The sequence below is a fragment of the Aeromonas sp. 55A genome (assembly GCF_051919665.1).
Classification (GTDB): Bacteria; Pseudomonadota; Gammaproteobacteria; order Enterobacterales; family Aeromonadaceae; genus Aeromonas; species Aeromonas veronii.
Genome location: NZ_JBQBEH010000008.1, coordinates 2,487,856 through 2,508,635, shown reverse-complemented (window position 1 = coordinate 2,508,635; position 20,780 = coordinate 2,487,856). Strand labels below are relative to the sequence as shown.

General features: G+C 58.5%; 20 protein-coding genes. 8 read left to right on the top strand and 12 right to left on the bottom strand.

The window, feature by feature from the left end:
* Window positions 1–155: 155 nt before the first annotated feature.
* The 3 genes from crl to gpt form a co-directional block, all read right to left on the bottom strand.
* Window positions 156–548 (bottom strand): sigma factor-binding protein Crl, encoded by a 393-nt coding sequence (gene crl / locus ACTG2G_RS15720; protein ID WP_005339003.1) that lies wholly within the window; start codon window positions 546–548, stop codon window positions 156–158.
* Between the two features lie 62 nt (window positions 549–610).
* Window positions 611–1,879: an esterase FrsA gene (gene frsA / locus ACTG2G_RS15715; protein WP_005358363.1), complete on the bottom strand. Its 1,269-nt coding sequence runs from the start codon at window positions 1,877–1,879 to the stop codon at window positions 611–613.
* Between the two features lie 172 nt (window positions 1,880–2,051).
* Window positions 2,052–2,519, bottom strand: coding sequence for a xanthine phosphoribosyltransferase (gpt, locus tag ACTG2G_RS15710; protein WP_005339007.1), 468 nt, complete (start codon window positions 2,517–2,519; stop codon window positions 2,052–2,054).
* A 947-nt stretch (window positions 2,520–3,466) separates the two neighbouring features.
* Between gpt and ACTG2G_RS15705 the strand changes: the two genes are divergently transcribed.
* Complete coding sequence (locus ACTG2G_RS15705) at window positions 3,467–4,918, top strand: aminoacyl-histidine dipeptidase (protein ID WP_439985607.1); 1,452 nt, start codon at window positions 3,467–3,469, stop codon at window positions 4,916–4,918.
* 81 nt (window positions 4,919–4,999) lie between these two features.
* Here the strand turns inward: ACTG2G_RS15705 and djlA are convergent, their stop codons facing one another.
* From djlA to ACTG2G_RS15690, 3 genes are read right to left on the bottom strand one after another with little or no spacing between them, the layout of a single operon-like run.
* Window positions 5,000–5,833, bottom strand: a complete 834-nt coding sequence (gene djlA / locus ACTG2G_RS15700; RefSeq protein ID WP_005358354.1) for a co-chaperone DjlA — start codon at window positions 5,831–5,833, stop codon at window positions 5,000–5,002.
* 19 nt (window positions 5,834–5,852) lie between these two features.
* Complete coding sequence (murU, locus tag ACTG2G_RS15695) at window positions 5,853–6,521, bottom strand: N-acetylmuramate alpha-1-phosphate uridylyltransferase MurU (protein ID WP_439985606.1); 669 nt, start codon at window positions 6,519–6,521, stop codon at window positions 5,853–5,855.
* Window positions 6,518–7,528, bottom strand: coding sequence for an aminoglycoside phosphotransferase family protein (locus ACTG2G_RS15690; RefSeq protein WP_421266624.1), 1,011 nt, complete (start codon window positions 7,526–7,528; stop codon window positions 6,518–6,520). The genes murU and ACTG2G_RS15690 overlap by 4 nt, the downstream gene beginning before the upstream one ends.
* A gap of 174 nt (window positions 7,529–7,702) precedes the next feature.
* On the opposite strand from ACTG2G_RS15690, the gene lptD reads away from it, so the two are divergent.
* The 6 genes from lptD to ACTG2G_RS15660 are packed head-to-tail and all read left to right on the top strand — an operon-like array spanning window position 7,703 to window position 14,464.
* Complete coding sequence (lptD, locus tag ACTG2G_RS15685; RefSeq protein ID WP_279486055.1) at window positions 7,703–10,147, top strand: LPS assembly protein LptD; 2,445 nt, start codon at window positions 7,703–7,705, stop codon at window positions 10,145–10,147.
* A 26-nt stretch (window positions 10,148–10,173) separates the two neighbouring features.
* Window positions 10,174–11,472: a peptidylprolyl isomerase SurA gene (surA, locus tag ACTG2G_RS15680; RefSeq protein ID WP_069526625.1), complete on the top strand. Its 1,299-nt coding sequence runs from the start codon at window positions 10,174–10,176 to the stop codon at window positions 11,470–11,472.
* Window positions 11,472–12,467 carry a 4-hydroxythreonine-4-phosphate dehydrogenase PdxA gene (gene pdxA / locus ACTG2G_RS15675; protein WP_304520187.1) on the top strand — a complete coding sequence of 332 codons (996 nt, stop codon included), beginning with the start codon at window positions 11,472–11,474 and terminating at the stop codon, window positions 12,465–12,467. The genes surA and pdxA overlap by 1 nt, the downstream gene beginning before the upstream one ends.
* Window positions 12,457–13,269 (top strand): 16S rRNA (adenine(1518)-N(6)/adenine(1519)-N(6))-dimethyltransferase RsmA, encoded by an 813-nt coding sequence (rsmA, locus tag ACTG2G_RS15670; RefSeq protein ID WP_005339016.1) that lies wholly within the window; start codon window positions 12,457–12,459, stop codon window positions 13,267–13,269. The genes pdxA and rsmA overlap by 11 nt, the downstream gene beginning before the upstream one ends.
* 4 nt (window positions 13,270–13,273) lie before the next feature.
* Window positions 13,274–13,636: a Co2+/Mg2+ efflux protein ApaG gene (gene apaG / locus ACTG2G_RS15665; protein WP_439985605.1), complete on the top strand. Its 363-nt coding sequence runs from the start codon at window positions 13,274–13,276 to the stop codon at window positions 13,634–13,636.
* A gap of 6 nt (window positions 13,637–13,642) precedes the next feature.
* The gene (locus tag ACTG2G_RS15660; RefSeq protein WP_439985604.1) at window positions 13,643–14,464 is read left to right on the top strand and encodes a symmetrical bis(5'-nucleosyl)-tetraphosphatase; all 822 of its coding nucleotides are present in this window, start codon (window positions 13,643–13,645) and stop codon (window positions 14,462–14,464) included.
* A 118-nt stretch (window positions 14,465–14,582) separates the two neighbouring features.
* Here the strand turns inward: ACTG2G_RS15660 and ACTG2G_RS15655 are convergent, their stop codons facing one another.
* Both ACTG2G_RS15655 and ACTG2G_RS15650 read right to left on the bottom strand, forming a co-directional pair.
* Window positions 14,583–15,083: a 2TM domain-containing protein gene (locus ACTG2G_RS15655; RefSeq protein ID WP_047436128.1), complete on the bottom strand. Its 501-nt coding sequence runs from the start codon at window positions 15,081–15,083 to the stop codon at window positions 14,583–14,585.
* Between the two features lie 172 nt (window positions 15,084–15,255).
* Window positions 15,256–16,245, bottom strand: a complete 990-nt coding sequence (locus tag ACTG2G_RS15650) for a luciferase-like monooxygenase (protein ID WP_439985603.1) — start codon at window positions 16,243–16,245, stop codon at window positions 15,256–15,258.
* A 305-nt stretch (window positions 16,246–16,550) separates the two neighbouring features.
* Between ACTG2G_RS15650 and ACTG2G_RS15645 the strand changes: the two genes are divergently transcribed.
* The gene (locus ACTG2G_RS15645; RefSeq protein WP_439985602.1) at window positions 16,551–16,889 is read left to right on the top strand and encodes a hypothetical protein; all 339 of its coding nucleotides are present in this window, start codon (window positions 16,551–16,553) and stop codon (window positions 16,887–16,889) included.
* Window positions 16,890–16,973: 84 nt separating this feature from the next.
* On the opposite strand, the gene ACTG2G_RS15640 is transcribed toward ACTG2G_RS15645, so the two are convergent.
* The 4 genes from ACTG2G_RS15640 to rplU form a co-directional block, all read right to left on the bottom strand.
* Window positions 16,974–18,344 (bottom strand): YjiH family protein, encoded by a 1,371-nt coding sequence (locus ACTG2G_RS15640; protein ID WP_064338715.1) that lies wholly within the window; start codon window positions 18,342–18,344, stop codon window positions 16,974–16,976.
* A 366-nt stretch (window positions 18,345–18,710) separates the two neighbouring features.
* Window positions 18,711–19,913: an Obg family GTPase CgtA gene (gene cgtA / locus ACTG2G_RS15635; protein WP_005339026.1), complete on the bottom strand. Its 1,203-nt coding sequence runs from the start codon at window positions 19,911–19,913 to the stop codon at window positions 18,711–18,713.
* 200 nt (window positions 19,914–20,113) lie between these two features.
* Window positions 20,114–20,371 (bottom strand): 50S ribosomal protein L27, encoded by a 258-nt coding sequence (gene rpmA / locus ACTG2G_RS15630; protein ID WP_005339028.1) that lies wholly within the window; start codon window positions 20,369–20,371, stop codon window positions 20,114–20,116.
* A gap of 17 nt (window positions 20,372–20,388) precedes the next feature.
* On the bottom strand, window positions 20,389–20,700 hold the full coding sequence (rplU, locus tag ACTG2G_RS15625; RefSeq protein WP_005304210.1) for a 50S ribosomal protein L21: 312 nt from the start codon (window positions 20,698–20,700) through the stop codon (window positions 20,389–20,391).
* Window positions 20,701–20,780: the final 80 nt, after the last annotated feature.

Genomic DNA, 20,780 nt, shown 5'->3' with positions numbered 1-20,780 from the left:
AGGAATATCTTTATACCCACGGCCATGGAGCCCTGCAAGGCAATTAACGCTGGGGTGAGGAGATGGGGCAAAGCCCGGATGATTGCGGTCGGAAGGGGAGATGGCTGACTGATGGCCCGGCAAACAGCGGGATGCTGCTCGCCGGGCATCAGGGATCAAGCAGCGGTCACGGTCAACTCATTGGTGACCTGATCCGCTGGCGCTAACTGGCACTCCAGTGCCGTCAGTTTGTCGCTGATGAGCTTGTAGAAACGGTTGAGGGTCCGCTCCACTTCTACCTGGTGCTTCTTGGGGATCGGCTTGTCCAGCCACTCACCATCAGCATTGTAGAAACCGAGCTGATAGTGGTAACGGAAATGGTGATCGTCCTGCTCCAGCACCAGCCACCAGCCCCAGAACTCCCGCTTGTCCGGCGCCGGCTTGGCGCTGACGCAGACCGACAGGCAGTCGAAACGATAACGCCCCTCTTCGCAGAGATCCTCACGCAAATAGGGGCCAATGGCAGCAAACTGCCTCAGCAGTCGCTTGTAGGTCACTCTTTCAGACATGCTAACCTCCCTGTTAAACAAGCCGCGCCACCTAGGGATGGCGTCAGTTCTTTAGCGCAATGTCAGGTACACAAATGCTGTTTCAGCCACTCGACGATTTCGTCCAGCGCCTTGTCATACACCTCCAGCAAAGGCTGCTTGTCGAATACGATGGCCTTGCCGTTACGACTGGCCGCCGCCAATGCCCGTACATCCTGCTCGGGACAAATAAAATCTCGCTTGTGTCCAATACTCAATATCGGCACAGAGGTGCGAGTCCCCAGTAATCCTTGTGTTTTAAGTGAAAAAACCTGGCACTTGGTACGCATGCCGTCCCACTGCGCCGCATCCGCCCCCAACCGGTTGGCCAGACTGTCCCGCATCATGCGCGGACACTTGGCAAACAGCTCCTGATTGGTAAACACCTGATTGACACCGGCGCCGACACAAACCACGGTGCGCAGCTTGAACGGTTCGATAAAGGCCAGTCTGGCTGCGATATTGCCCGCCAGACGCATCCCCACCATGGCGATACGCTGATGATCGACCCAGGCCACTTCGGAAAGGTAATGGAGCACCGCCTGATGAAGGCGGCTGGTATCCTGCACCAGCGGCCAATGCTCGGCATAGCCAACCCCGGGCATATCGAGGGAGAGCATGCCGATACCGTTGGGCTCGAGCCGTTTGAGATAGAAGTTGAGGAAATCGAGCTGCAGGGAGTCGATCCCGCCGCTGATGATCACCAGCGGCACCGGTTTTTCGGTCGTCGGCAGGTGGAGATAACCCTGAATATGCTTGCCGCGAAAAGGCACCTGGATCTCTTTGAGCGGCACCTTGAACAGGCGACCCGCCTCGCGATAGGCCATGTTGCCAAGCAGCTGGGCCTGATCCGCCAGCTCGTCATCCTTGAGATGGGGATAGCTGGCAATGGAGTAGTAGCGCACCGCCTTGAGCAGTTGCTTCAGGGCGCCAGAAGCATCCCCCTTCTCGCGCAATTCGCGGCCCTGCTTGAAATAGTTGCCAGCCACCTGACTCCACTCGTAGATCCAGTTGCCGGGCACATAGCCCTTGATGGTATCGAGATAGCAATCGTGGGTGCGCTCGCCGGTCGCCATGGCGATGCGGGCCAGGGTCTGCTCCACTTCAATGGGGTCTGCCCCCTGCCAAGTCCAAGAGGGGCGGCGCAGCAGGCGATACCAGCTCTTTGACATGGAGCCGTCGATAAACATCTCGTCTGACTCGGCTTGCGCCAGATCAGCCGCACTGGAGTTGGAGATCTCGGATGTTTCCAATACCTTCTTGACGCGGGTAAAGAGCTGTTCGGTCAGGTTTAGGTCTTCGTTCAAGTCCAAGATAGTGTCCCATTCATATCAGGCAATAGCTCATCTTAACCACTTTTACTGCCCATCAGCCACCCTGCAACAGATTGATACACAAAAAAACAGGGCTCCAAATTGGAGCCCTGTGAAACCATTATTGCCGGTTGCGACCAATGGACGCAGCGAGCGTCACATCCCGATCCTGTTACTTTTCGTCGCAGATCGGTGTGGCGAACTCCAGTGCCATATCCCACGGCTGTTCAATCCAGGTATCCTGCGGGATCGCCACTTCGAAATCGTCCAGCAGCGCTTCGCCCATCGGCTTGGCAAAGATCGCGATGAACTTGGCTTTCGGATAGAGTTCGCGGATCGCCTTGGCGGTGGTGCCGGTGTCCACCAGATCTTCCACCACCAGCCAGCCTTCGCCGTCACCGGCGGTGGTGGCAGCCTTCACGACCACCAGCTCGCGCTGGCTGTCATGGTCATAGCTGGAGATGCAGAGGGTTTCCACATTACGAATGCCAAGTTCACGGGCCATCAGGGCTGCGGGCACCAGGCCACCACGGCTGACCGCGATGATACCTTTCCACTGGCTGACAGGCAGCTGACGACGGGCCAGACGGCGAGCTTCACGTTGCAGGTTGTCCCACGACACATAGAACTTTTTCGGCATGTTATCGATCTCGAATAGTTATTTAAAAACAATTACTTAAAATAACAACATCCGCAATTATCCCTGCGGATGCCAGTAAATGGCGGCCCTTGCCCGACTGAATTCAGATTGCACTTCGGCTGCCTCAGGGCTAAGCCTCGGCAGCAAATCTGATAACAATGGAAGCAAGATGGGCTTATCCGGCGATCGGTTAGATGATGTGTCCAAACCGCGGACAGGCTGTTGGGCCGATATGATAGCACCGTTTGCAGAGAAAATGCCTGGCAAACGTATGCCAAAAACAGGAAAAATCGGCATCCCCCTCTCCATTCGGCCCATCTCGAGCGCCAAACGACTAACCTGCCGTCCCTGCTGCCGAGTCCTAATGAGCTGTGCGGCAAATCGCAGATAAAAAAATAGCAGGGGGAGGATTTACCTCACGCACCTGCTGCTTTCTCGCCTCTGCCTGGTTGGGCAGCTCGTCTTAGCGACGAGTGACGAAGGGGTTAGGGTAGCTGAAACCCTGGGTATACAAAGAGGGGGCAAACCAATAGGTTGAGTTGCTGCCTGGCATATTGAAACTCCTGATTGCTTAACAAGTTACGTACCTTTAATGCGGGCTCAAATCCTTGAACGAACACTCGGTTCCATGGAGGCGCACTTGCTTTGCTTCGGTTCCCTGGAGGCTTTCATCGTCATCCTGACGGGTGGCGAACCACGGGAGCTAATTTACCAGTCGGTGCGTTAAATTCAATATTTTTGTGAGATCGGTCACACATTTTCTTTTCTATCGGTCAGCGTCGTCCGAACCTGACGATCGTACTGCCTGGTTGCCATCAGCCAGCACAAGCTGCCTGCGATTTGCGCTGATTGCTCACATTTTTGTGTGATTGACTGTATTATCGTTATCCTCTTCCCCGGCCCGCTGATGGGGCCCTGTTAATTCCGTGCTGGTAAGGAGTCCCGACGTGGCACAGCTTAGCTCTCTCTCTCCCAAACTGATTTGGCATTTCTTCGAACAGATCTGCTCCATTCCCCACCCTTCCAAACATGAAGCCAAACTGAGCGCCTGGATCATCCAATGGGCTCAAGGGGAAGGTCTGGCGGTCAAGCAGGACAAGGTCGGCAACATCATCATCAAGAAACCGGCCACCCCGGGGATGGAAAACCGCAAAGCCGTGGTACTGCAGGCCCACATCGACATGGTGCCGCAGGCCAACGCCGACACCAAACACGACTTCGCGACCGACCCCATCGATGCCTATGTCGATGGCGAGTGGGTCACGGCCCGCGGCACCACCCTGGGTGCCGACAACGGCATAGGTATGGCCGGTTGCCTGGCTGTGCTGGCTGACAAGACCATCAAGCACGGCCCGCTGGAAGTGCTGCTGACCACAGACGAAGAGACCGGCATGACCGGCGCCTTCGGTCTGGAAGCGGGCTGGCTGGAGGGCGAAATTCTGCTCAACACCGACTCCGAAGAGGATGGCGAGGTCTATATGGGCTGCGCTGGCGGTGTGGATGCCAATATCCGCTTCCCGCTCGAGCTGGTTGATGCTGCTGAAGGTGAAGCGTTCGAACTGGCCGTGAAAGGGCTGCGTGGCGGCCACTCCGGTTGCGATATCCATCGCGGCCGTGGCAACGCCAACAAGCTGCTGGTACGTCTGCTCAAAGCAGCCGAGCCGCTGGGTGTTCGTCTGGCCGAGATCCACGGCGGCACCCTGCGCAACGCCATCCCGCGCGAAGCCCGTGCCACCCTGCTAGTGCCCGCAGCCAGCGTAAACGAGTTCAAGGCGCTGGTTGACCGCTACACCGGGATCTACCAGACCGAATTGGCCGCTACCGAGCCGAACCTGACCGTGCTGGTCAACAGCGCCGCCAAACCGGCCAAGCTGATGAGCGTCTCCCTACAGCAGCGCCTGCTGGATGCCCTGATGGCCTGCCCGAACGGCGTGATGCGCATGAGCGATGCCATGCCCGGCGTGACCGAAACCTCGACCAACCTAGGGGTCATCAAGACTCAGGATGGCGAAGTGTACGTCCAGTGCCTGATCCGCTCCCTGATTGACTCCGGCCGCGAGAGCATTGAGCAGATGACCCGCTCCCTGTTCACCCTGGCAGGCGCCAGCTGCGAATTCACCGGTGCCTACCCGGGTTGGGCGCCGAACGTGGACTCCCCCGTCATGGCGCTGGTACGTAACAGCTACCAGACCCTGTTCGGCACCATGCCCAACGTCATGGTGATCCATGCCGGTCTCGAGTGCGGTCTGTTCAAGAGCGCCTATCCGGATTGGGACATGGTCTCCTTTGGCCCGACCATCCGCGGTGCCCACTCCCCTGACGAGAAGGTACATATCCCGGCGGTCGAGCGTTTCTGGCAACTGCTGGTGCACGTGCTGGAAGCGATTCCGGCCAAGTAAGCCAACCCGGCTCAAACGGAAAAACAAAGCCCCGCACTGCTGCGGGGCTTTTTATTGTCTGTTCCAATCCGACGTTGGCACTTACCGGATGCCGCGGGCCTCGCGGATCCACTCCCAGGCTTGCTGGATCTCCTGGGTCTTCTCCTTGGCCATCTCCATCATCTCCGGCGGCAGCCCTTTGGCGGCCAGCTTGTCCGGGTGATGCTTGCTCATCTCCTTGCGGTAGGCGCGCTTGATATCCTGATCGCTGTCGCTCTCGCTCACCCCCAGCAGCTGGTAGGCATTCTTGAGGCGATCCGCCGAGGGTGCCGCCTGCCGATACTGCTGGCCACCGGAATGGCCCCCCTGATACTGGCCATGAGCCTGATTGAAGAAGTTCATCTGCGCTTCGGCCATCGCCAGAATGCGGGCCAGCTCGATGCGGCTGAAGCCCAGCTCGTCGGCAATGGTATGAAGAATGGCGCGCTCGCCCTCCTCCACCCGCCCGTCGGCAAAGGCCGCCTGCAACTGCACTTCAAGGAAGAAGCGCAGGATATCGCGCTGCCCCAGACTGGCACGGCGGAACTCGGCCAGGGTCTCGCGCAGCGGGAAGTCGGCCTCCTTACCGAGACGAAACGACTCCTGCGCCCGAGCACGCTGTTCGCCCGCCAGCCGCATCCGATCCATCAGGTTGGAGGCAACCCGGATCTCCTGTTCGGTCACCTGGCCGCTGGACTTGGCGATGTGACCCATCACCGAGAAAGTGGCATGGAAGAAGACGGCTTGCTGCTCCTGACTCGGACCGCGACGAAACGCCCCCTGCAGCCCCATGCCACGGTCGAAACGGTGGCCGATCCAGAGGCCAATCAGGGCGCCGATGATATTGCCGAGCAGAAAACCGAAGAAGGCGCCCAGCACCTTACCCCAAATACGCATGGTTCAAGACCTCTTGAAGTTAATGAGTGCGGGCCTGGAGCTGGTCATCCAGCTCGCGCAGTCGATCGACCGTGCCGATATCACGCCACTCGCCAGCGAGCAGGCTGCCGCCCACCCGCCCTTGCGCCATCCAGTCACGGAGCAGGGGCGCCAGCTTGCGGGCACCGCCCGCGAGACCGGCAAAGGCCGCCGGATCATATAGTCCGACCCCGCTGAAGGTAAACGCTGGCGTATCCATGACTCGCCCTTCTTGCAGGGCAAAGTCCCCGCTCGGGTGCTGGGGCGGATTGGGCACCAGCCAGAGGTGGGCCAGATCATCGCCAAGGGGCTGGCTGGCCAGAGTGTGATAATCGAGATCGAGCCAGGTATCGCCGTTGATCACCAGAAAGGGTTCTGCGCCCAGCAGCGGCAGTGCCTGCACGATGCCGCCTGCGGTCTCCAGTGCGCTCTCCTCGGCTGACCAGTGGATGGTCACGCCAAGGGCACGGCCATCACCCAGGCTCTCAACCAGCTTGTGGCCAAGCCAGGCGTGGTTGATGACCAACTCGGTCACGCCAGCGGCTTTGAGTTTTTCGATGTGATGAACGATGAGCGGCTTGCCCCCCACCGCCAGCAGCGGCTTGGGCAGCAAGTCGGTCAGCGGGCGCATCCGCTCGCCACGGCCAGCGGCCAGGATCATCGCCTTCATGATTTAACTCCAGCATTGGCGATCCCCGGCAACACCACCTGCTCCAGCCACTGACCAAAACGGGCCAATACCGGATAGGCGCTACCGTGAGTGCGACAGACATCCACCACGTAGCCAAGGGTACGGGGAATATCCTTGAGATAGCCGGACTTGCCGTCGCGATGATAGAGCCGGGTGAAGATTCCGGCCGCTTTGAGGTGTCGCTGCATGCCGGTCAGGTCGGCATCACGACGGAAACTGGCATAATCTAGCTCGCCAAGCAGACCCGCCTGTTGCAGGGTGGCAAAGCCGTGACGCATCCCTTCATCGATCACCTCGTCCGGCCAGCGCACGTAGCAATCTTTCAGCAGGGAAACCAAGTCATAGGTAAGCGGCCCGATGACCATATCCTGAAAATCGATGATGGCGAGTTCGCTGCTATCAGGAGTGTCTCCGCCACACACCATCAGGTTGCGACTGTGGAAATCTCTATGCATCACCCCCTGCGGCTGGGCCAGATTGCAGGCGGTGAGGCAGGCAAAGGTCTCGTCCAGCAGTTGCTGCTCTTCATGGCTCAGGGTCAGTTTCAGATGATGACCTAGCAGCCACTCGGGGAAAATGCTGTTCTCCCGCGCCATAAAAGCGGCATCGAAGGGTTCAAGCGCCAGTTCAACCGCCCCCAGGCGGGGCAGCAAATCAATCGCCTTGCCATACCAGGCCAGCACATTGTGTTCGTTCAAGCAGCTGATCAGCTGGGTATCGCCCAGGTCGCTGACCGCCAGCAGACCCTGCTCGTAGTCCACCGCCTTCACCTCTGGCGCCAACAGCTGACGCGCCAGCAAGGCCGCCGCGTTACGAACAAACTCATGATTTTTTTCGGTTTTCGGATTGGCATCCACCCACACCAGACCACCACCACGAGAGTAGCGGCGGAAGCTGGCATCACCGGAAATGAGGGTAAGCGTGAGAGTGGCATCACCGGAAATACGGCGTGCCCACTGCAATAGCAGGGAATCGCGATCGTGCATAAGTAGAGGACCAAGGTGGAAAGCAGCACTTGGCTGTTAGCCCTGGCCGCAATAATGCTTTATCATTGCCGGCTAACATAAAGCAATGACATGCAATGTCAACTCGATGAAACCTGTCGTAAAATGCATGCCTTGGATCAACCGTATCTATCACGGATTGCACGAGTCTTTCACATGACCAAATGGACACTGGGGTACCGCTATCCCATCGCCCTGACTATCAGCCTGGCCCCCGCACTCACCCCTATGATGGTGCAGGCAGCCCCGTTCGAAGCGCCGCCAGCCACCGGCATTCTCGATAGTCTCTGCTATGACTATGTTCCCAAGATAGAGAAGCCTGCATCGGATCAGGATGCCAACGCACAGCCGGTCGAGGTTGATGCTGACCGTCTCGAGGCCAAACAGGGCGGCACCGCCGTCTATGAAGGTGACGTCAAGGTTCGTCAGGGTGTTCGCAAGTTTGACTCCGACTATGCCCAGCTCGACCAGAAGAGCCGGGATGTCATCGCCATCGGCAACATCTATTACAACGACGGTCAGGTGACCGTCACCAGCGACAAGACCCTCAAATCCAATCTGGATACCAAGAACTCCGAGCTGGAAGAGGGCAAGTATCAGGTGCATGGCTCACCGGTGCGCGGCTTTGCCAAGCGCGTGGTGATGACCAACAACAACCAGAACATCACCATGGAGGGGGCCCAGTACACCACCTGCCCCCCCGGTCAGGAAGTGTGGACCCTCAAAGCGGGCAGCATCGACATCGACCAGAAAGAGGTGTTCGGCGAAGCCTGGAACGCCAGCCTCTGGCTCTATGACTACCCGGTGTTCTACTTCCCTTATATCAACTTCCCCATCAAGGATGAACGGAAGACCGGTCTGCTCTACCCGGGTTACAAGCAAAGCTCCAGCAACGGCATGGATATCACCCAGCCCTTCTACTGGAACATTGCCCCCAACTATGATGCCACCATCACCTCCCGTTTTATGGACAAACGCGGCCTGATGGAGCAGGTAGAGTTCCGCTACATGCCGGACCCTGCCCACACCGGCACCCTCTATTTTGAAAATCTGGCGGATGACAAGCAGTACAGCCCGAGCAATCCGAGTCTGGCTGGCCTGTCCGATGGACATCGCTACCTGATGAACGTCCGCCACGGTTCCGCCCTGATGGATGGCAGCCTGCGTTTTGGCATCGACTACACCCAGGTGCGCGACAAGGATTACAACTACTTCAACGACTTCAGCCCGCAAGTGGGCACTCAGGTCGACAGCCAGTTGCAGCAATCCTTTACCGCCGGCTACTACCAGCCCAACTGGAACCTCACCTCTGAAGTGCGCCGCTACCAGATCCTGAGCCCATATGCGCTGCTGCCCCACGAGATGCTGCCGCGTATCGACTACAACTACTATCAGCAAGGCAAGTGGTTCGATCTGGCCTGGAACAGTGAACTGACCAAGTTTGGCTATGACAGTGGCAGTGCCGCCACTCTGCAAGCAGGTGAGCGCTATACCGCCACCCGCCTGCATCTGGCGCCAACCCTGACCGTGCCCCTGGTGGATGCACCGGGTTACTACCTGACCAGTCAGTACAAGCTGATGTTTACCTCCTACAACCAGGAGGTACCCGATAATCTGGTTAGCCAGGACCGCAGCCGCTTCACTGATGCAGACAGCAAACAGCTGACCCTGAAAGAGGGCACCATTACCCGTACTCTGCCCTCCTTCCGTCTCAAGGGGGGCGTCAACTTCGATAGGCCGCTCGACTGGTATGATGGCAAGGGCACCCAGACCCTGGAGCCCGAGTTCCAGTACCTCTATATCCCTTACAAAAATCAGGACGAGATCGGGATCTATGACACCACCACCACCCGTCAGGATTACTACAGCCTGTTCAGTGACCGCCGCTTTGCCGGTCTAGACCGCATCAGCGATGCCAATCGGGTCACCGTTGGCCTGACCAGCCGGGTCTATGACAATGTGGGTGATGAACGGTTGCGTCTGGCGGTGGCCCAGGCCTTCGAAATGACACCACCCAAGGTGCGCCTCTACCCTTCAAATCCGGAAAGTACCAACGCACGCTCCCTGCTCTCGTTTGAGGGGGATGCCCGGATCACCGATGAGTGGTTTGCCCATGCGGGGACCCAGTACGATACCTCCGAGGGTGAATTTACGGCTGGCAACGGTGCAGTCGAGTACCGGACCGGCAAGCTGACCACTCAGGTCAACTACCGCTACATCAAGGATGGCAACCTGGACTATCGCTATCCGACCAACACGGCGCTGGCAGAAGATCTGAGCCAGGCGGGTCTGGTGATGATGGCGCCGATCGCCGATCAGTGGCAGATGTATGGCGGTTACTACCGTGACATCAAGCAGGATGTGAACATTGACCGCAAGATCGGTGTCAAATACGACTCCTGCTGCTGGAGCATCAACATGAGCCTGGAGTGGCACAATCAGCCGGACAACGTCACCCTGAAGCCCACTTCGGAAAAAGTCATTGGTCTGCAGTTTGAAATGAAGGGACTTGGCAGCGTGGGTACCGGTGGCCGCAGCGTCACCCTGGATACCGAGCTGTTGCCCTATGTTCGCCCGTTTAATCTGAAAGGCCAGCAATGATGCTGGCCCAGCCTTGAGAGATGGATATGAAAAAGACCCTGATTGCCCTGCTGACCGCGGGAATGTTCGGTGCCATGAGCCAGGCCGCACTGGCTGCGCCCGAGCTGATGGACAAGGTGCTGGCCGTGGTCAACAAGGACGTGGTGCTGTCCAGCCAACAGGACGCACTGGTCAACAAGGTAAAACTCTCCGCCCAGGAGAGCGGCCAGTCCCTGCCTGACGATGCCACCCTGCGCAAACAGGCGCTGGATCGCCTGATCCAGGAGAGCCTGCAGCTGCAACTGGCGGAGCGCCAGGGGCTGAAGATCAGCGACACCCAGCTGGAACAAGCTATTCAGGGGATCGCTGCCGACAACAAGATGACCCTGGATCAGCTGCGGGCCCAGCTCGCCCGTGAAGGGATGACCTATGCCCAGTATCGGGAAGAGGTTCGCCGCGAGATCCTGATGAACGAGGTGCGCCGCAACCAGGTGCGCCGCCGTATCAACATCTCCGAGCAGGAGGTGAAGCAGGTGGTGGAGATCCTGAAGAAACAGGGTCAACAGCAGAACGAATACCACGTCGGCCATATCCAGATTGCCCTGCCGGACAACCCCACTGCCGCCCAGCTGGATGCCGCCAAGAGCAAGATCGAACGTATTCTGACCGCCCTCAAGCAAGGTGCCGACTTCCGCAAACTGGCCATTGCCGAGAGTAACGGTCCCAAGGCGCTGGAAGGGGGCGACTGGGGCTGGATGAGCCCGCAAGAGATGCCGACCCTGATGGCGGAAGCGGTACAGGGTGCCAAGAAGGGCGACATCGTCGGCCCGCTGCGCTCCGGCGCCGGCCTGCACATCGTCAAGGTGTTCGACACCAAGGGTCAGCAGCAAGTGATGCAGACCGAGGTGAAAGCCCGCCACATCCTGATCAAGCCGTCCATTATCCTGAGCGAAGAGAAAGCCAAGGGGATGCTGGATGGCATTCTGCACGACATCAAGAGCGGCAAGGCCAGCTTCGCCAGCATGGCGGAGAAGTACTCCGAAGATCCGGGCTCTGCGGTGCAGGGTGGCGAACTGGGCTGGTCTGATCCCAACGTCTATGTCCCCGAGTTCCGCGACATGGTCAACCGTCTGCAACCGGGCCAGATCAGTGCCCCGTTCCGTACCAGCCACGGCTGGCACATAGTGCAGGTGGAAGATCGCCGCAGCCAGGATGCGACCGACAAGGCTCAGGAGCAGCGCGCCTACCAGCTGATCTACAATCGCCGCTTCGTGGAAGAGTCCCAGGCGTGGCTGGATGAGCTGCGTGACGAGGCCTACATCCAGATCGAAGGAGCCGGTAGCTGATGAGCTGCCGTCGCCTTGCCGTTACCCCGGGCGAACCGGCCGGGATCGGCCCGGATCTGGTGCTGCAGATTGCCCAGCAGGATTGGCCCCACCAGTTGGTGGTGATCGCCGATCCGGCGCTGCTGTGCGAGCGGGCAGCCCTGCTGGGGCTGCCCATCGAGCTTGAGCCCTATGACGCAACCGCCCCTGCTCATCCGCAGCGGGCGGGCACCCTGACCGTCTGTCCGGTCACCCTCGGCGCCCCCGTGGTGCCGGGCGAGCTGAACGAAAGCAATGGCGCCTATGTGCTGGCAACCCTGCAGCGCGCCTGTGATGGCAACATGAGCGGCGAATTTGCCGCCGTGGTGACCGGGCCGGTGCACAAGGGGATCATCAACCAGGCCGGGGTCTCGTTCAGCGGCCACACCGAGTTCTTTGCACAGCAATCCAACACCGCCGATGTGGTAATGATGCTGGCAACCGAGGGGCTGCGGGTCGCACTGGCGACTACCCATATTCCGCTGGCCTATGTAGCGATGGCCATCACCGAGGATCGCCTCGGCAAGGTGATCCGGATCCTCAACGAGGATCTCGCCACCAAGTTTGGCATCGCCAAACCCCGTATTTACGTCTGCGGCCTCAACCCCCATGCGGGGGAAGGTGGCCATCTCGGACGTGAAGAGATTGACGTGATCGAACCTGCCCTGGCCACGCTGCGCCAGGAAGGGATCGATCTGGTCGGCCCATTGCCGGCCGACACCCTGTTCCAGGAGAAATACCTCAAGGATGCGGATGCGGTACTCGCCATGTACCACGACCAGGGGCTGCCTGTGCTCAAATACAAGGGCTTCGGCAGTTCGGTCAATATCACCCTGGGGCTTCCCTTCATCCGCACTTCGGTGGATCACGGCACCGCGCTGGATCTGGCAGGCAAGGGCCTGGCTGATCCGGGCAGCCTTGTCACCGCGATTAACCACGCCATCAAGATGGTAGAGAAAAAAAGATATGAGCAGTAAGGTGCACATGGGCCACACGGCCCGTAAGCGTTTCGGTCAGAACTTCTTGCACGACCGGTATGTGATCGATCAGATCGTCGCCGCCATCAACCCACAGCCGGGTCAGAATCTGGTGGAGATCGGTCCGGGTCTGGCCGCGCTGACCGAGCCGGTCGCCGCCCAGATGGACAAAATGACCGTGGTCGAGCTTGACCGGGATCTGGCTGCGCGCCTGCGCGAGCACCCGACCCTCAAAGACAAGTTGACCGTCATCGAAGCGGATGCCATGCGTTTCGACTTCGGCACCCTGATGGGTGAAGGCAAGGGGCCGCTGCGCATCTTCGGCAACCTGCCCTACAACATCTCCACCCCGCTCATCTTCCACCTGTGCGAGTTCGCAGATCGGGTCGAAGACATGCACTTCATGCTGCAAAAGGAAGTGGTCCTGCGTCTGGCCGCCGGCCCCGGCAGCAAAGCCTATGGCCGTCTGAGCGTGATGACCCAGTACTACTGCCAGGTCGTGCCTGTGCTGGAAGTGGGCCCGGGCGCCTTCAAACCGGCCCCGAAAGTGGACTCTGCCGTGGTTCGCCTGATCCCGCACAAGAATCCGACCATAGTCGCAAAAGACATTCGTTGTCTGAATCGCGTCTGTACCGAGGGCTTTGGCCAGCGTCGCAAGACCATCCGCAACAGCTTCTCCAACTTCATCACCGACGCCCAGCTGACCGAGCTTGGTATCGATGGCAACCTGCGCCCGGAGAACCTCTCCCTCGAGCAGTTTGTCATGATCGCCAACTGGCTGGCGGATCAGCAACAGGCCTGACCCTGTGGCACTCCCGCACATCGAGATCCGCCCATACCCCGTGTATGTGGCGGGCTCCAAAGACCCTTACCAGTTTCACTATCTGATCGAGATTGAGAATCTGGGGCCCGGCCCGGTGCAACTGCTGCATCGGCGCTGGCTCATCACCGATGCCAATGGCAAGATGCTGGAAGTGGCAGGCCCGGGCGTGGTCGGGGAACAACCCGTCATTGCCAAAGGTGAGACCTACCGCTACCAGAGCGGCGTGCCGCTGGCGACCCCGCTTGGGGTGATGGAAGGGAGCTATACCCTGCAAGATGGCTCTGGTCAGCAGTTCGAGGCGCACATCGCCCCCTTCACGCTGGCCATCCCCAATATTATCAACTGAGGTTTCATGGCGAACTGTTTTGTCGGTGACATCCAGGGCTGTTACGACGACTTGCGCCGTCTGCTGGATCTTGCCGCGTTCGATCCCGACCAAGACGTGCTCTGGCTCTGCGGCGATCTGGTCGCCCGCGGCCCGGACTCCCTCAATACCCTGCGTTTTATCAAAGGGCTGGGCAACCGTGCCGTCACCGTGCTCGGCAACCACGACCTGCACCTGCTGGCTGTCGCCGATGGCGTTGCACCGCTCAAGAAGAAAGACAAGCTGCAAAGCCTGATGGATGCCCCGGATCGGGATGAGCTGCTGGAGTGGCTGCGCCACCGCCCGCTGCTGGCCGAACATCCGGATCTGCCCATCATGATGGTGCATGCCGGGATCTCCCCCGCATGGGATGTCCGCACCGCCCGCAACTGCGCCCGCGAGGTAGAGAGCCTGCTGCGCGGTGACCAGTACAGCTGGCTGCTGCACAACATGTACGGCGACCAGCCCGATGGCTGGAAAGATGATCTGGTCGGGATCGACCGCTACCGCTACATCATCAACACCTTCACCCGGATGCGCTTCTGCTATTTCGACGGTCGTCTCGACTTCAAATGCAAGAAGGGGCCCAAGGAGTCGACCCCGGGGCTGCGTCCCTGGTTCGAACAGCGTGAACACCATGTGGACGATCCCATTCTGGTGTTCGGCCACTGGGCAGCCCTGATGGGCAACACCGGCAAGAGCGACATCAAGGCACTCGATACCGGCTGTGTCTGGGGCAACAACTTGACCCTGTGGCGCTACGAGGATGATGCCCTGATCGCCACCCCCTGCCCGGTTCACGCCAGCTAGGGAGTGCGCTGCAATCGGGCGGTCGCTGCCGCACGGATGGCTACAACCCGTTCCAATAACAAAGCCCGGCTGGTTGCCGGGCTTGCTGTTTAGGTTCCCTGTTTTCCGGCGAATGATGTTACAACTTGCGCCCCAGCCGCTTCTCGATCTGGCGCCGCTCCCACTCGGGGCCAAACAGCTTGAAGGGCTGAAACACCCGAACAGCATGGGAGGCAAGTCCCAGCCCCCAACCCAGGGTTGGCCACCAGGCCCAGATGTACTCCGGATTGCTCAGGTAGTTGATGACAAACAGCCCGCAGATCACCACCACGTAGCTGGCGGCATGGTGATAGAAGCCCTTGAGCTCCTCCACATAGCGCATTGCCGCCCGCTCCTCTGCCGATACCTGCACCGCATCCTGACCCATAGTGTCACTTCCTCTCATCTCGCGCTCCTGTTGCTCTGATCCATCCAGTTGAGCCACATCGAGTTCAAAGACGGCGGCCAGGGCCTTGAGAGATTCCAGTCCGGGTTGCTGCCCCTGCTCGATCCGCTGGATAGTGCGGACACTCAAACCAGTCAACGTTGCCAACTGATCCTGAGACCAACCCCGTTGCAATCTCAACTTCCTGACGATCATCTCGAACTCCTTGTGGTAATTGACAGGGCCAGCATAGGGCTTGCGCCGCGAAAGGTGACACGACAGATGGACGACATCAACCTGACAACTCTTTAAAATCAATTAGTTGAATAAACATAAAGAGATATAAGGTCAAGCTCTGGCACACAGGCAGATGTGCCAGGATGTGTAATCACAGGCTCTGCATCAGCTCGGCGGCAATCTCGAAAGAACGCAGTCGGGCCTGATGATCGACGATAGGACCGTTGAACATCAGTTCATCGGCACGGGTTTCCGCCAGCAGCGCCTTGAGGCCGTGACGAACCTGCTCCGGGTCCCCCACCAGAGAGCGGGCCAGGGTCTGCTCCACCGCCATCAGCTCACGGGGCGCCCACTCGTCGCCAAGCTGGACGACCGGCGCGGGCAGCTTGCCCGCATCACCGCGATGGAGGCGCAAAAACTGCTGCTGCACGGTAGTGAACTGAAAGCGGGCTTCGCGCTCGCTGTCGGCGGCGATCATATTGATACAGACCACCGCATGGGGCTTGGGCCAGCGAGCAGAGGGGCGATACTGGCTACGATAGATCTCCAGCGCCTGCAGCAACATGGCGGGAGCAAAATGGGAGGCAAAACCGAACGGCAAACCCATCGCCGCCGCCAGTTGCGCGCTGTAGAGGCTGGAGCCAAGCAGCCAGATGGGTAGATGCAGCCCCTGGCCGGGTACCGCCTGCACCGCGCCAATCTCGTCGCCAAAGTAGCTCATCAGCTCACGCACATCGGCGGGGAAATCATCCACCTCACCGCTGCGCATACGCCGCAGCGCCCGCATGGTGCGCTGATCGGTCCCGGGGGCGCGACCAAGACCGAGATCGATGCGGTCGGGATAGAGCGAAGCCAAAGTGCCAAATTGCTCGGCAATCACCAGTGGCGAGTGGTTCGGCAGCATGATGCCACCCGCCCCGATCTGCAAAGTGGTGGTGGCCTCGGCCAGATGACCGATCAGCACCGAGGTGGCGGCACTGGCAATGCCCGGCATGTTGTGATGTTCGGCCAGCCAGTAGCGCTGGTAACCCCAACCCTCGGCATGGCAGGCAAGATCCCGTGAACGGCGAAACGACTCGGCAGGCACGGAACCCTCGGCAACAGGCACCAGATCGAGCACGGAATAGGGGATGGCAGACATGGTTCACTCCATTGATTTACAGGCTAGTAACAAGTGGGGCAATGTAGCACGGGATACCTGAATGAATCACTACCTCCTGCCACACTCTGCCTGCCAAGCGGCAGCAATCGAACGGAACAAATCTCAGGCAAGTATTGTTTGAACGCTCATCCTGCTGGCCGCACAAGCCCGGGGGTGGATCATATTTTCTTACATTTGCGGGCTGGCCTGAGCGCCCCGGGCTGGTTATAACGGTGCCCCTATAGCGAAGGGGGAGCAACAGACTCCCCCTCACTCTTTGTCACACCACACTGTTCAGGTTATCTATGTCAAAACATCTCGTTCTGCTGGGCGCGCTGACGCTGTCCGGCTGCGCCCTGTTGTCCCCCCCCGCCCCCACCGTCACCCCGGTGCACCTTGCCGATCCCAGCCAGCGCGGCTTCTACATCGAATGCAGCAGCATGAAAGCCTGCTTCCAGCAGGCCAACCAGACCTGCCCGCAAGGTTACAAGGAGACCGACCGCCGCCAGCAGACGCTCTACAGCACCCAGTATCTGGGGGGAAGCTATGACAAGGAGAAGAAAATCTACCAAGCTGCCAAGCCCTATAGCATCGCCAACACGGTCCACTCGTTAACCATCCAGTGTCCTGTCACTAGAGGCTAAACCAACCGAAGGGGTACTCTCTCCCGTTACTGCGAAAAAGAAAACGGTCAACCGAGGTTGACCGTTTTTCACTACGTTGCGTCCTTAGAACAGCAGATGTGCCACCCCGGCGATAACCGGCAAGGTGACCAGAGTGCGCAGCAGGAAGATAACAAACAGCTCCCACAACTTGACCGGGATCTTGCTGCCCAGCAGCAGGGCGCCCACTTCCGACATATAGATCAGCTGGGTTACCGACATGGCGGCAATCACGAAGCGGGTCATGTCACTCTCGATGGTCGAGGCCAGCACCGCCGGAATGAACATGTCGGCAAAACCGACCATGATGGTCTTGGAAGCCGCTTCCGCCTCCGGCAGTTGCAGCAGCTCCAGCAAGGGGACAAACGGGGCGCCAAGCCAGTTGAAGATAGGGGTATGTTCGGCCAGCATCAGGGCACAGGTACCTATCGCCATCACCACCGGCAGCACACCAAATACCATATCCAGTGCATTCTTCACCCCTTCCCGCGCGACAGCGCCGAGATCAGTCATGCTGTCAGCCTTGGTCAGGGCACGCTCGAAACCATAGCTCATTACGCTGTGCTGGTGCGGCACTGCTTCCTGCTTGCGGCACAGGGGGGTGCCATCGGCATAGATGTCCTTCTTCCAGCAGAGCGGTGGCAGACGCGGCACCACGATAGCGGCAACCACCCCCGCCAGACAGACGGTCAGGTAGAAGGGGACAAACATGTGCTCCAGCTTCACCTGGGAGATCACCACCAGACAGAAGGTGATGGAGACGGCAGAGAAGGTGGTGCCAATCACCGCGGCTTCACGCTGGGTATAGAACTTCCCTTCGTACTGCTTGCTGGTCAGCAGGATGCCAACGCTGCCATCGCCAAGCCAGGAGGCAAAGCAGTCCACAGCCGAACGACCCGGCAACCGGAACACCGGACGCATGATGCGGGTCATCATGGTGCCGACAAATTCCAGCAGCCCGAAATCGAGCAACAACGGCAGCAGCAGGCCGGCAAAAATGAAGACCGAAAACAGCACCGGCAGCAGATCGTTGAGCACCAGTCCACCGGTTGCGCCGGAGTAAAGCACCTCAGGCCCCACCTGGAAGAAGGTCAGCAGCACGAAGATACCGCCCAATACCCGCACGCAGGCCCAGAAAGGGGAGACATTGAACAAGCTGTTGAGGAAAGGACGACGCACCAGAATCGCTGGCTTGAACAACCAGGCAATCAGCGTCATCAGCATGGTGGTGGTGATCACCGCACTGACCATGGCGACCAGATAATCGGCAAAAACGCGCTGTACCAGCTTGGCCAGCACGGCCACCGGGATGGTGACGTTACCGTCATAGACGACCGGCGTCATGAACAGCAGGATCCCGATAAGTGACGGAACCAGAAACATCAACAAGTTACGGCGAGTATTGACCGCAGGTGCTTCGAGACTCTTTTCCAACATGATATGACTGCCCTAATGTTACTTTTCCCTAGCCCGGCCAACCTGCGTATTCATGCATTAACCGGCAAAACGGGCGCAAGAATACTCTAAAAAAATGCACAAACAACCCCTTAAAGCAGAAATCTGCGCATAAATATTTCCACAGGTAAACCTTCCATTAAAACAATAAGATACAGCGGCGCATATCGATTCAATCGACATCGCCAGATGATTGTTTCGTTATTGTTAATTTTGGTGGGCAGTATAATCGGTTATCAGTGGCAGGCAATAAGTGACATCACAAATATACCTAATGAGTTGCTGCTCGATAGACATAAAAAAACCGGAGCCTGTGCAGGCTCCGGTTTTCAATGAGAGTGACGGGGATCAGTCACGGACGTAGATGACTTCAACGCCATCATCTTCGTCGTCATCCCAATCGTCATCATCAAGCCCTTCATCGAAGGCAAGAGAGGCAGCCAGTGCTTCCGCTTCAGCCTTGGCCAACTGGTTCTTGTGGTAGTCGTCCCACTTGAACTCCACCTTCTCGATGGCGTCTTTGGCATCTTCCGCCAGCTGACGGGGCATGGTATCCAGCAGATCCAGAATGTCGTAGCAGACCTTCTTGGTGCCTTCCTTGCTGATGGCAGTGATGGCATAGACCGGACCTTCGTGGTTCAGGGCCGCCTTGACGCGATCCATCACCTCCTGGGCTTCTTCTTCCAGGATCAGATCCATCTTGTTGAACACCAACCAGCGCGGCTTGCCAGCCAGTTCTGGGCTGTACTTCTCCAGCTCCTTGACGATGGTCACGGCATTTTCAGCAGGATCGGAGCCATCAACCGGACAGATATCCACCAGGTGGATCAGCACGCGGCAACGCTCGAGGTGTTTCAGAAAGCGGATACCCAGGCCTGCGCCTTCGGCAGCACCTTCGATCAGACCAGGGATATCGGCGATCACGAAGGAGCGGGAGTTTTCACCACGCACCACACCCAGGTTCGGTACCAGGGTAGTGAAGGGGTAATCAGCTACTTTCGGGCGAGCCGCAGAAACGGCGCGAATAAAGGTAGACTTGCCTGCGTTGGGCAGACCCAGCATGCCGACATCGGCCAGCAGCAGCAGCTCCAGCTTCAAAGTACGCACTTCACCCGGAGTACCATTACTCTTCTGGCGGGGAGCACGGTTGACGGAGCTCTTGAAGCGGGTGTTGCCCAGACCGTGGAAACCACCTTTGGCAACCAGCAGTTTCTGCTCGTGGTGGGTCAGATCCCCCAGCAGTTCACCGGTATCTTCATCGGTCGCACGGGTACCGACCGGCACACGCAGGATCTTGTCCTTGCCGCGGCGACCGGTACAGTTGGCGCTCTGGCCATTCTCGCCACGCTCGGCAGCATGGAAGCGCTCGAAACGGTAGTCGATCAGGGTATTGAGGTTTTCGTCGGCGATCAGATATACGTCGCCACCGTCACCGCCGTCACCGCCGTCCGGACCACCGTTGGGAATATATTTTTCACGGCGAAAGCTTACACAACCGTTACCACCGTCACCGGCATCGACTCGAATCTGGACTTCATCAACAAACTTCATAGGTAACCGTCACCTTAATTCGAAAAACCGATACGCAATTATAGTGGTACAGACCCCTGCGGGCGATACGCATCTTGCCAATCATGCCCGTCAGAGCCAAAGTCAGCTGCGTTCCGTTTTTTCGTCAACGACATCAGAAAGACGTCAGAAAAACAAAAGCCCCGCCTGTTGGCGGGGCTTCGGATCCTTGCGGTCCGTAATTACTCAGCAACGATGCTAACGTACTTACGATTCAGCGGACCTTTAACTTCGAACAGGATTTTACCAGTCGCGGTAGCGAACAGGGTGTGATCCTTGCCCAGACCAACGTTGGTGCCAGCGTGGAACTTGGTACCACGTTGACGAACGATGATGCTGCCAGCCAGAACTGTTTCGCCGCCGAAACGCTTCACGCCCAGGCGTTTAGCTTCAGAATCGCGACCGTTGCGGGATGAACCGCCAGCTTTTTTGTGTGCCATTTATCGGACTCCTCTAATTAAGCGCTGATGCCAGTGATTTTGACTTCAGTGAACCACTGACGGTGGCCCGCTTGCTTACGATGGTGCTTACGACGACGGAACTTGACGATAGTCACTTTCTCGCCACGGCCGTGAGCCACAACTTCAGCTACAACCTTGCCACCTTCAACGAAAGGAGCACCTACTTTAAAAGTGTCGCCTGCAGCAACCATCAGAACTTCGTTGAAGTCGATGGTAGCGCCAGTCTCAACGTTCAGCTTTTCCAGACGAACGATTTGACCTTCGGCCACACGGTGTTGTTTTCCGCCGCTTTGGAATACCGCGTACATTTGATTAACTCCGTAAAGGCATGTCTTTTGCTCAAGGCTAGACATGCGCAAAAACCTATAACAATGGGCGGGCATTCTAC

What these genes read in the sequence shown, in the direction of transcription:
- djlA (WP_005358354.1), bottom strand. Translation starts at nt 5,833, where the DNA reads ATGCGTATTTGGGGTAAGGTGCTGGGCGCCTTCTTCGGTTTTCTGCTC.
- ACTG2G_RS15690 (WP_421266624.1), bottom strand. Translation starts at nt 7,528, where the DNA reads ATGCACGATCGCGATTCCCTGCTATTGCAGTGGGCACGCCGTATTTCC.
- rplU (WP_005304210.1), bottom strand. Translation starts at nt 20,700, where the DNA reads ATGTACGCGGTATTCCAAAGCGGCGGAAAACAACACCGTGTGGCCGAA.
- ACTG2G_RS15655 (WP_047436128.1), bottom strand. Translation starts at nt 15,083, where the DNA reads ATGATCGTCAGGAAGTTGAGATTGCAACGGGGTTGGTCTCAGGATCAG.
- murU (WP_439985606.1), bottom strand. Translation starts at nt 6,521, where the DNA reads ATGAAGGCGATGATCCTGGCCGCTGGCCGTGGCGAGCGGATGCGCCCG.
- ACTG2G_RS15660 (WP_439985604.1), top strand. Translation starts at nt 13,643, where the DNA reads ATGGCGAACTGTTTTGTCGGTGACATCCAGGGCTGTTACGACGACTTG.
- lptD (WP_279486055.1), top strand. Translation starts at nt 7,703, where the DNA reads ATGACCAAATGGACACTGGGGTACCGCTATCCCATCGCCCTGACTATC.
- gpt (WP_005339007.1), bottom strand. Translation starts at nt 2,519, where the DNA reads ATGCCGAAAAAGTTCTATGTGTCGTGGGACAACCTGCAACGTGAAGCT.
- pdxA (WP_304520187.1), top strand. Translation starts at nt 11,472, where the DNA reads ATGAGCTGCCGTCGCCTTGCCGTTACCCCGGGCGAACCGGCCGGGATC.
- ACTG2G_RS15650 (WP_439985603.1), bottom strand. Translation starts at nt 16,245, where the DNA reads ATGTCTGCCATCCCCTATTCCGTGCTCGATCTGGTGCCTGTTGCCGAG.
- cgtA (WP_005339026.1), bottom strand. Translation starts at nt 19,913, where the DNA reads ATGAAGTTTGTTGATGAAGTCCAGATTCGAGTCGATGCCGGTGACGGT.
- crl (WP_005339003.1), bottom strand. Translation starts at nt 548, where the DNA reads ATGTCTGAAAGAGTGACCTACAAGCGACTGCTGAGGCAGTTTGCTGCC.
- surA (WP_069526625.1), top strand. Translation starts at nt 10,174, where the DNA reads ATGAAAAAGACCCTGATTGCCCTGCTGACCGCGGGAATGTTCGGTGCC.
- rsmA (WP_005339016.1), top strand. Translation starts at nt 12,457, where the DNA reads ATGAGCAGTAAGGTGCACATGGGCCACACGGCCCGTAAGCGTTTCGGT.
- ACTG2G_RS15640 (WP_064338715.1), bottom strand. Translation starts at nt 18,344, where the DNA reads ATGTTGGAAAAGAGTCTCGAAGCACCTGCGGTCAATACTCGCCGTAAC.
- rpmA (WP_005339028.1), bottom strand. Translation starts at nt 20,371, where the DNA reads ATGGCACACAAAAAAGCTGGCGGTTCATCCCGCAACGGTCGCGATTCT.
- ACTG2G_RS15645 (WP_439985602.1), top strand. Translation starts at nt 16,551, where the DNA reads ATGTCAAAACATCTCGTTCTGCTGGGCGCGCTGACGCTGTCCGGCTGC.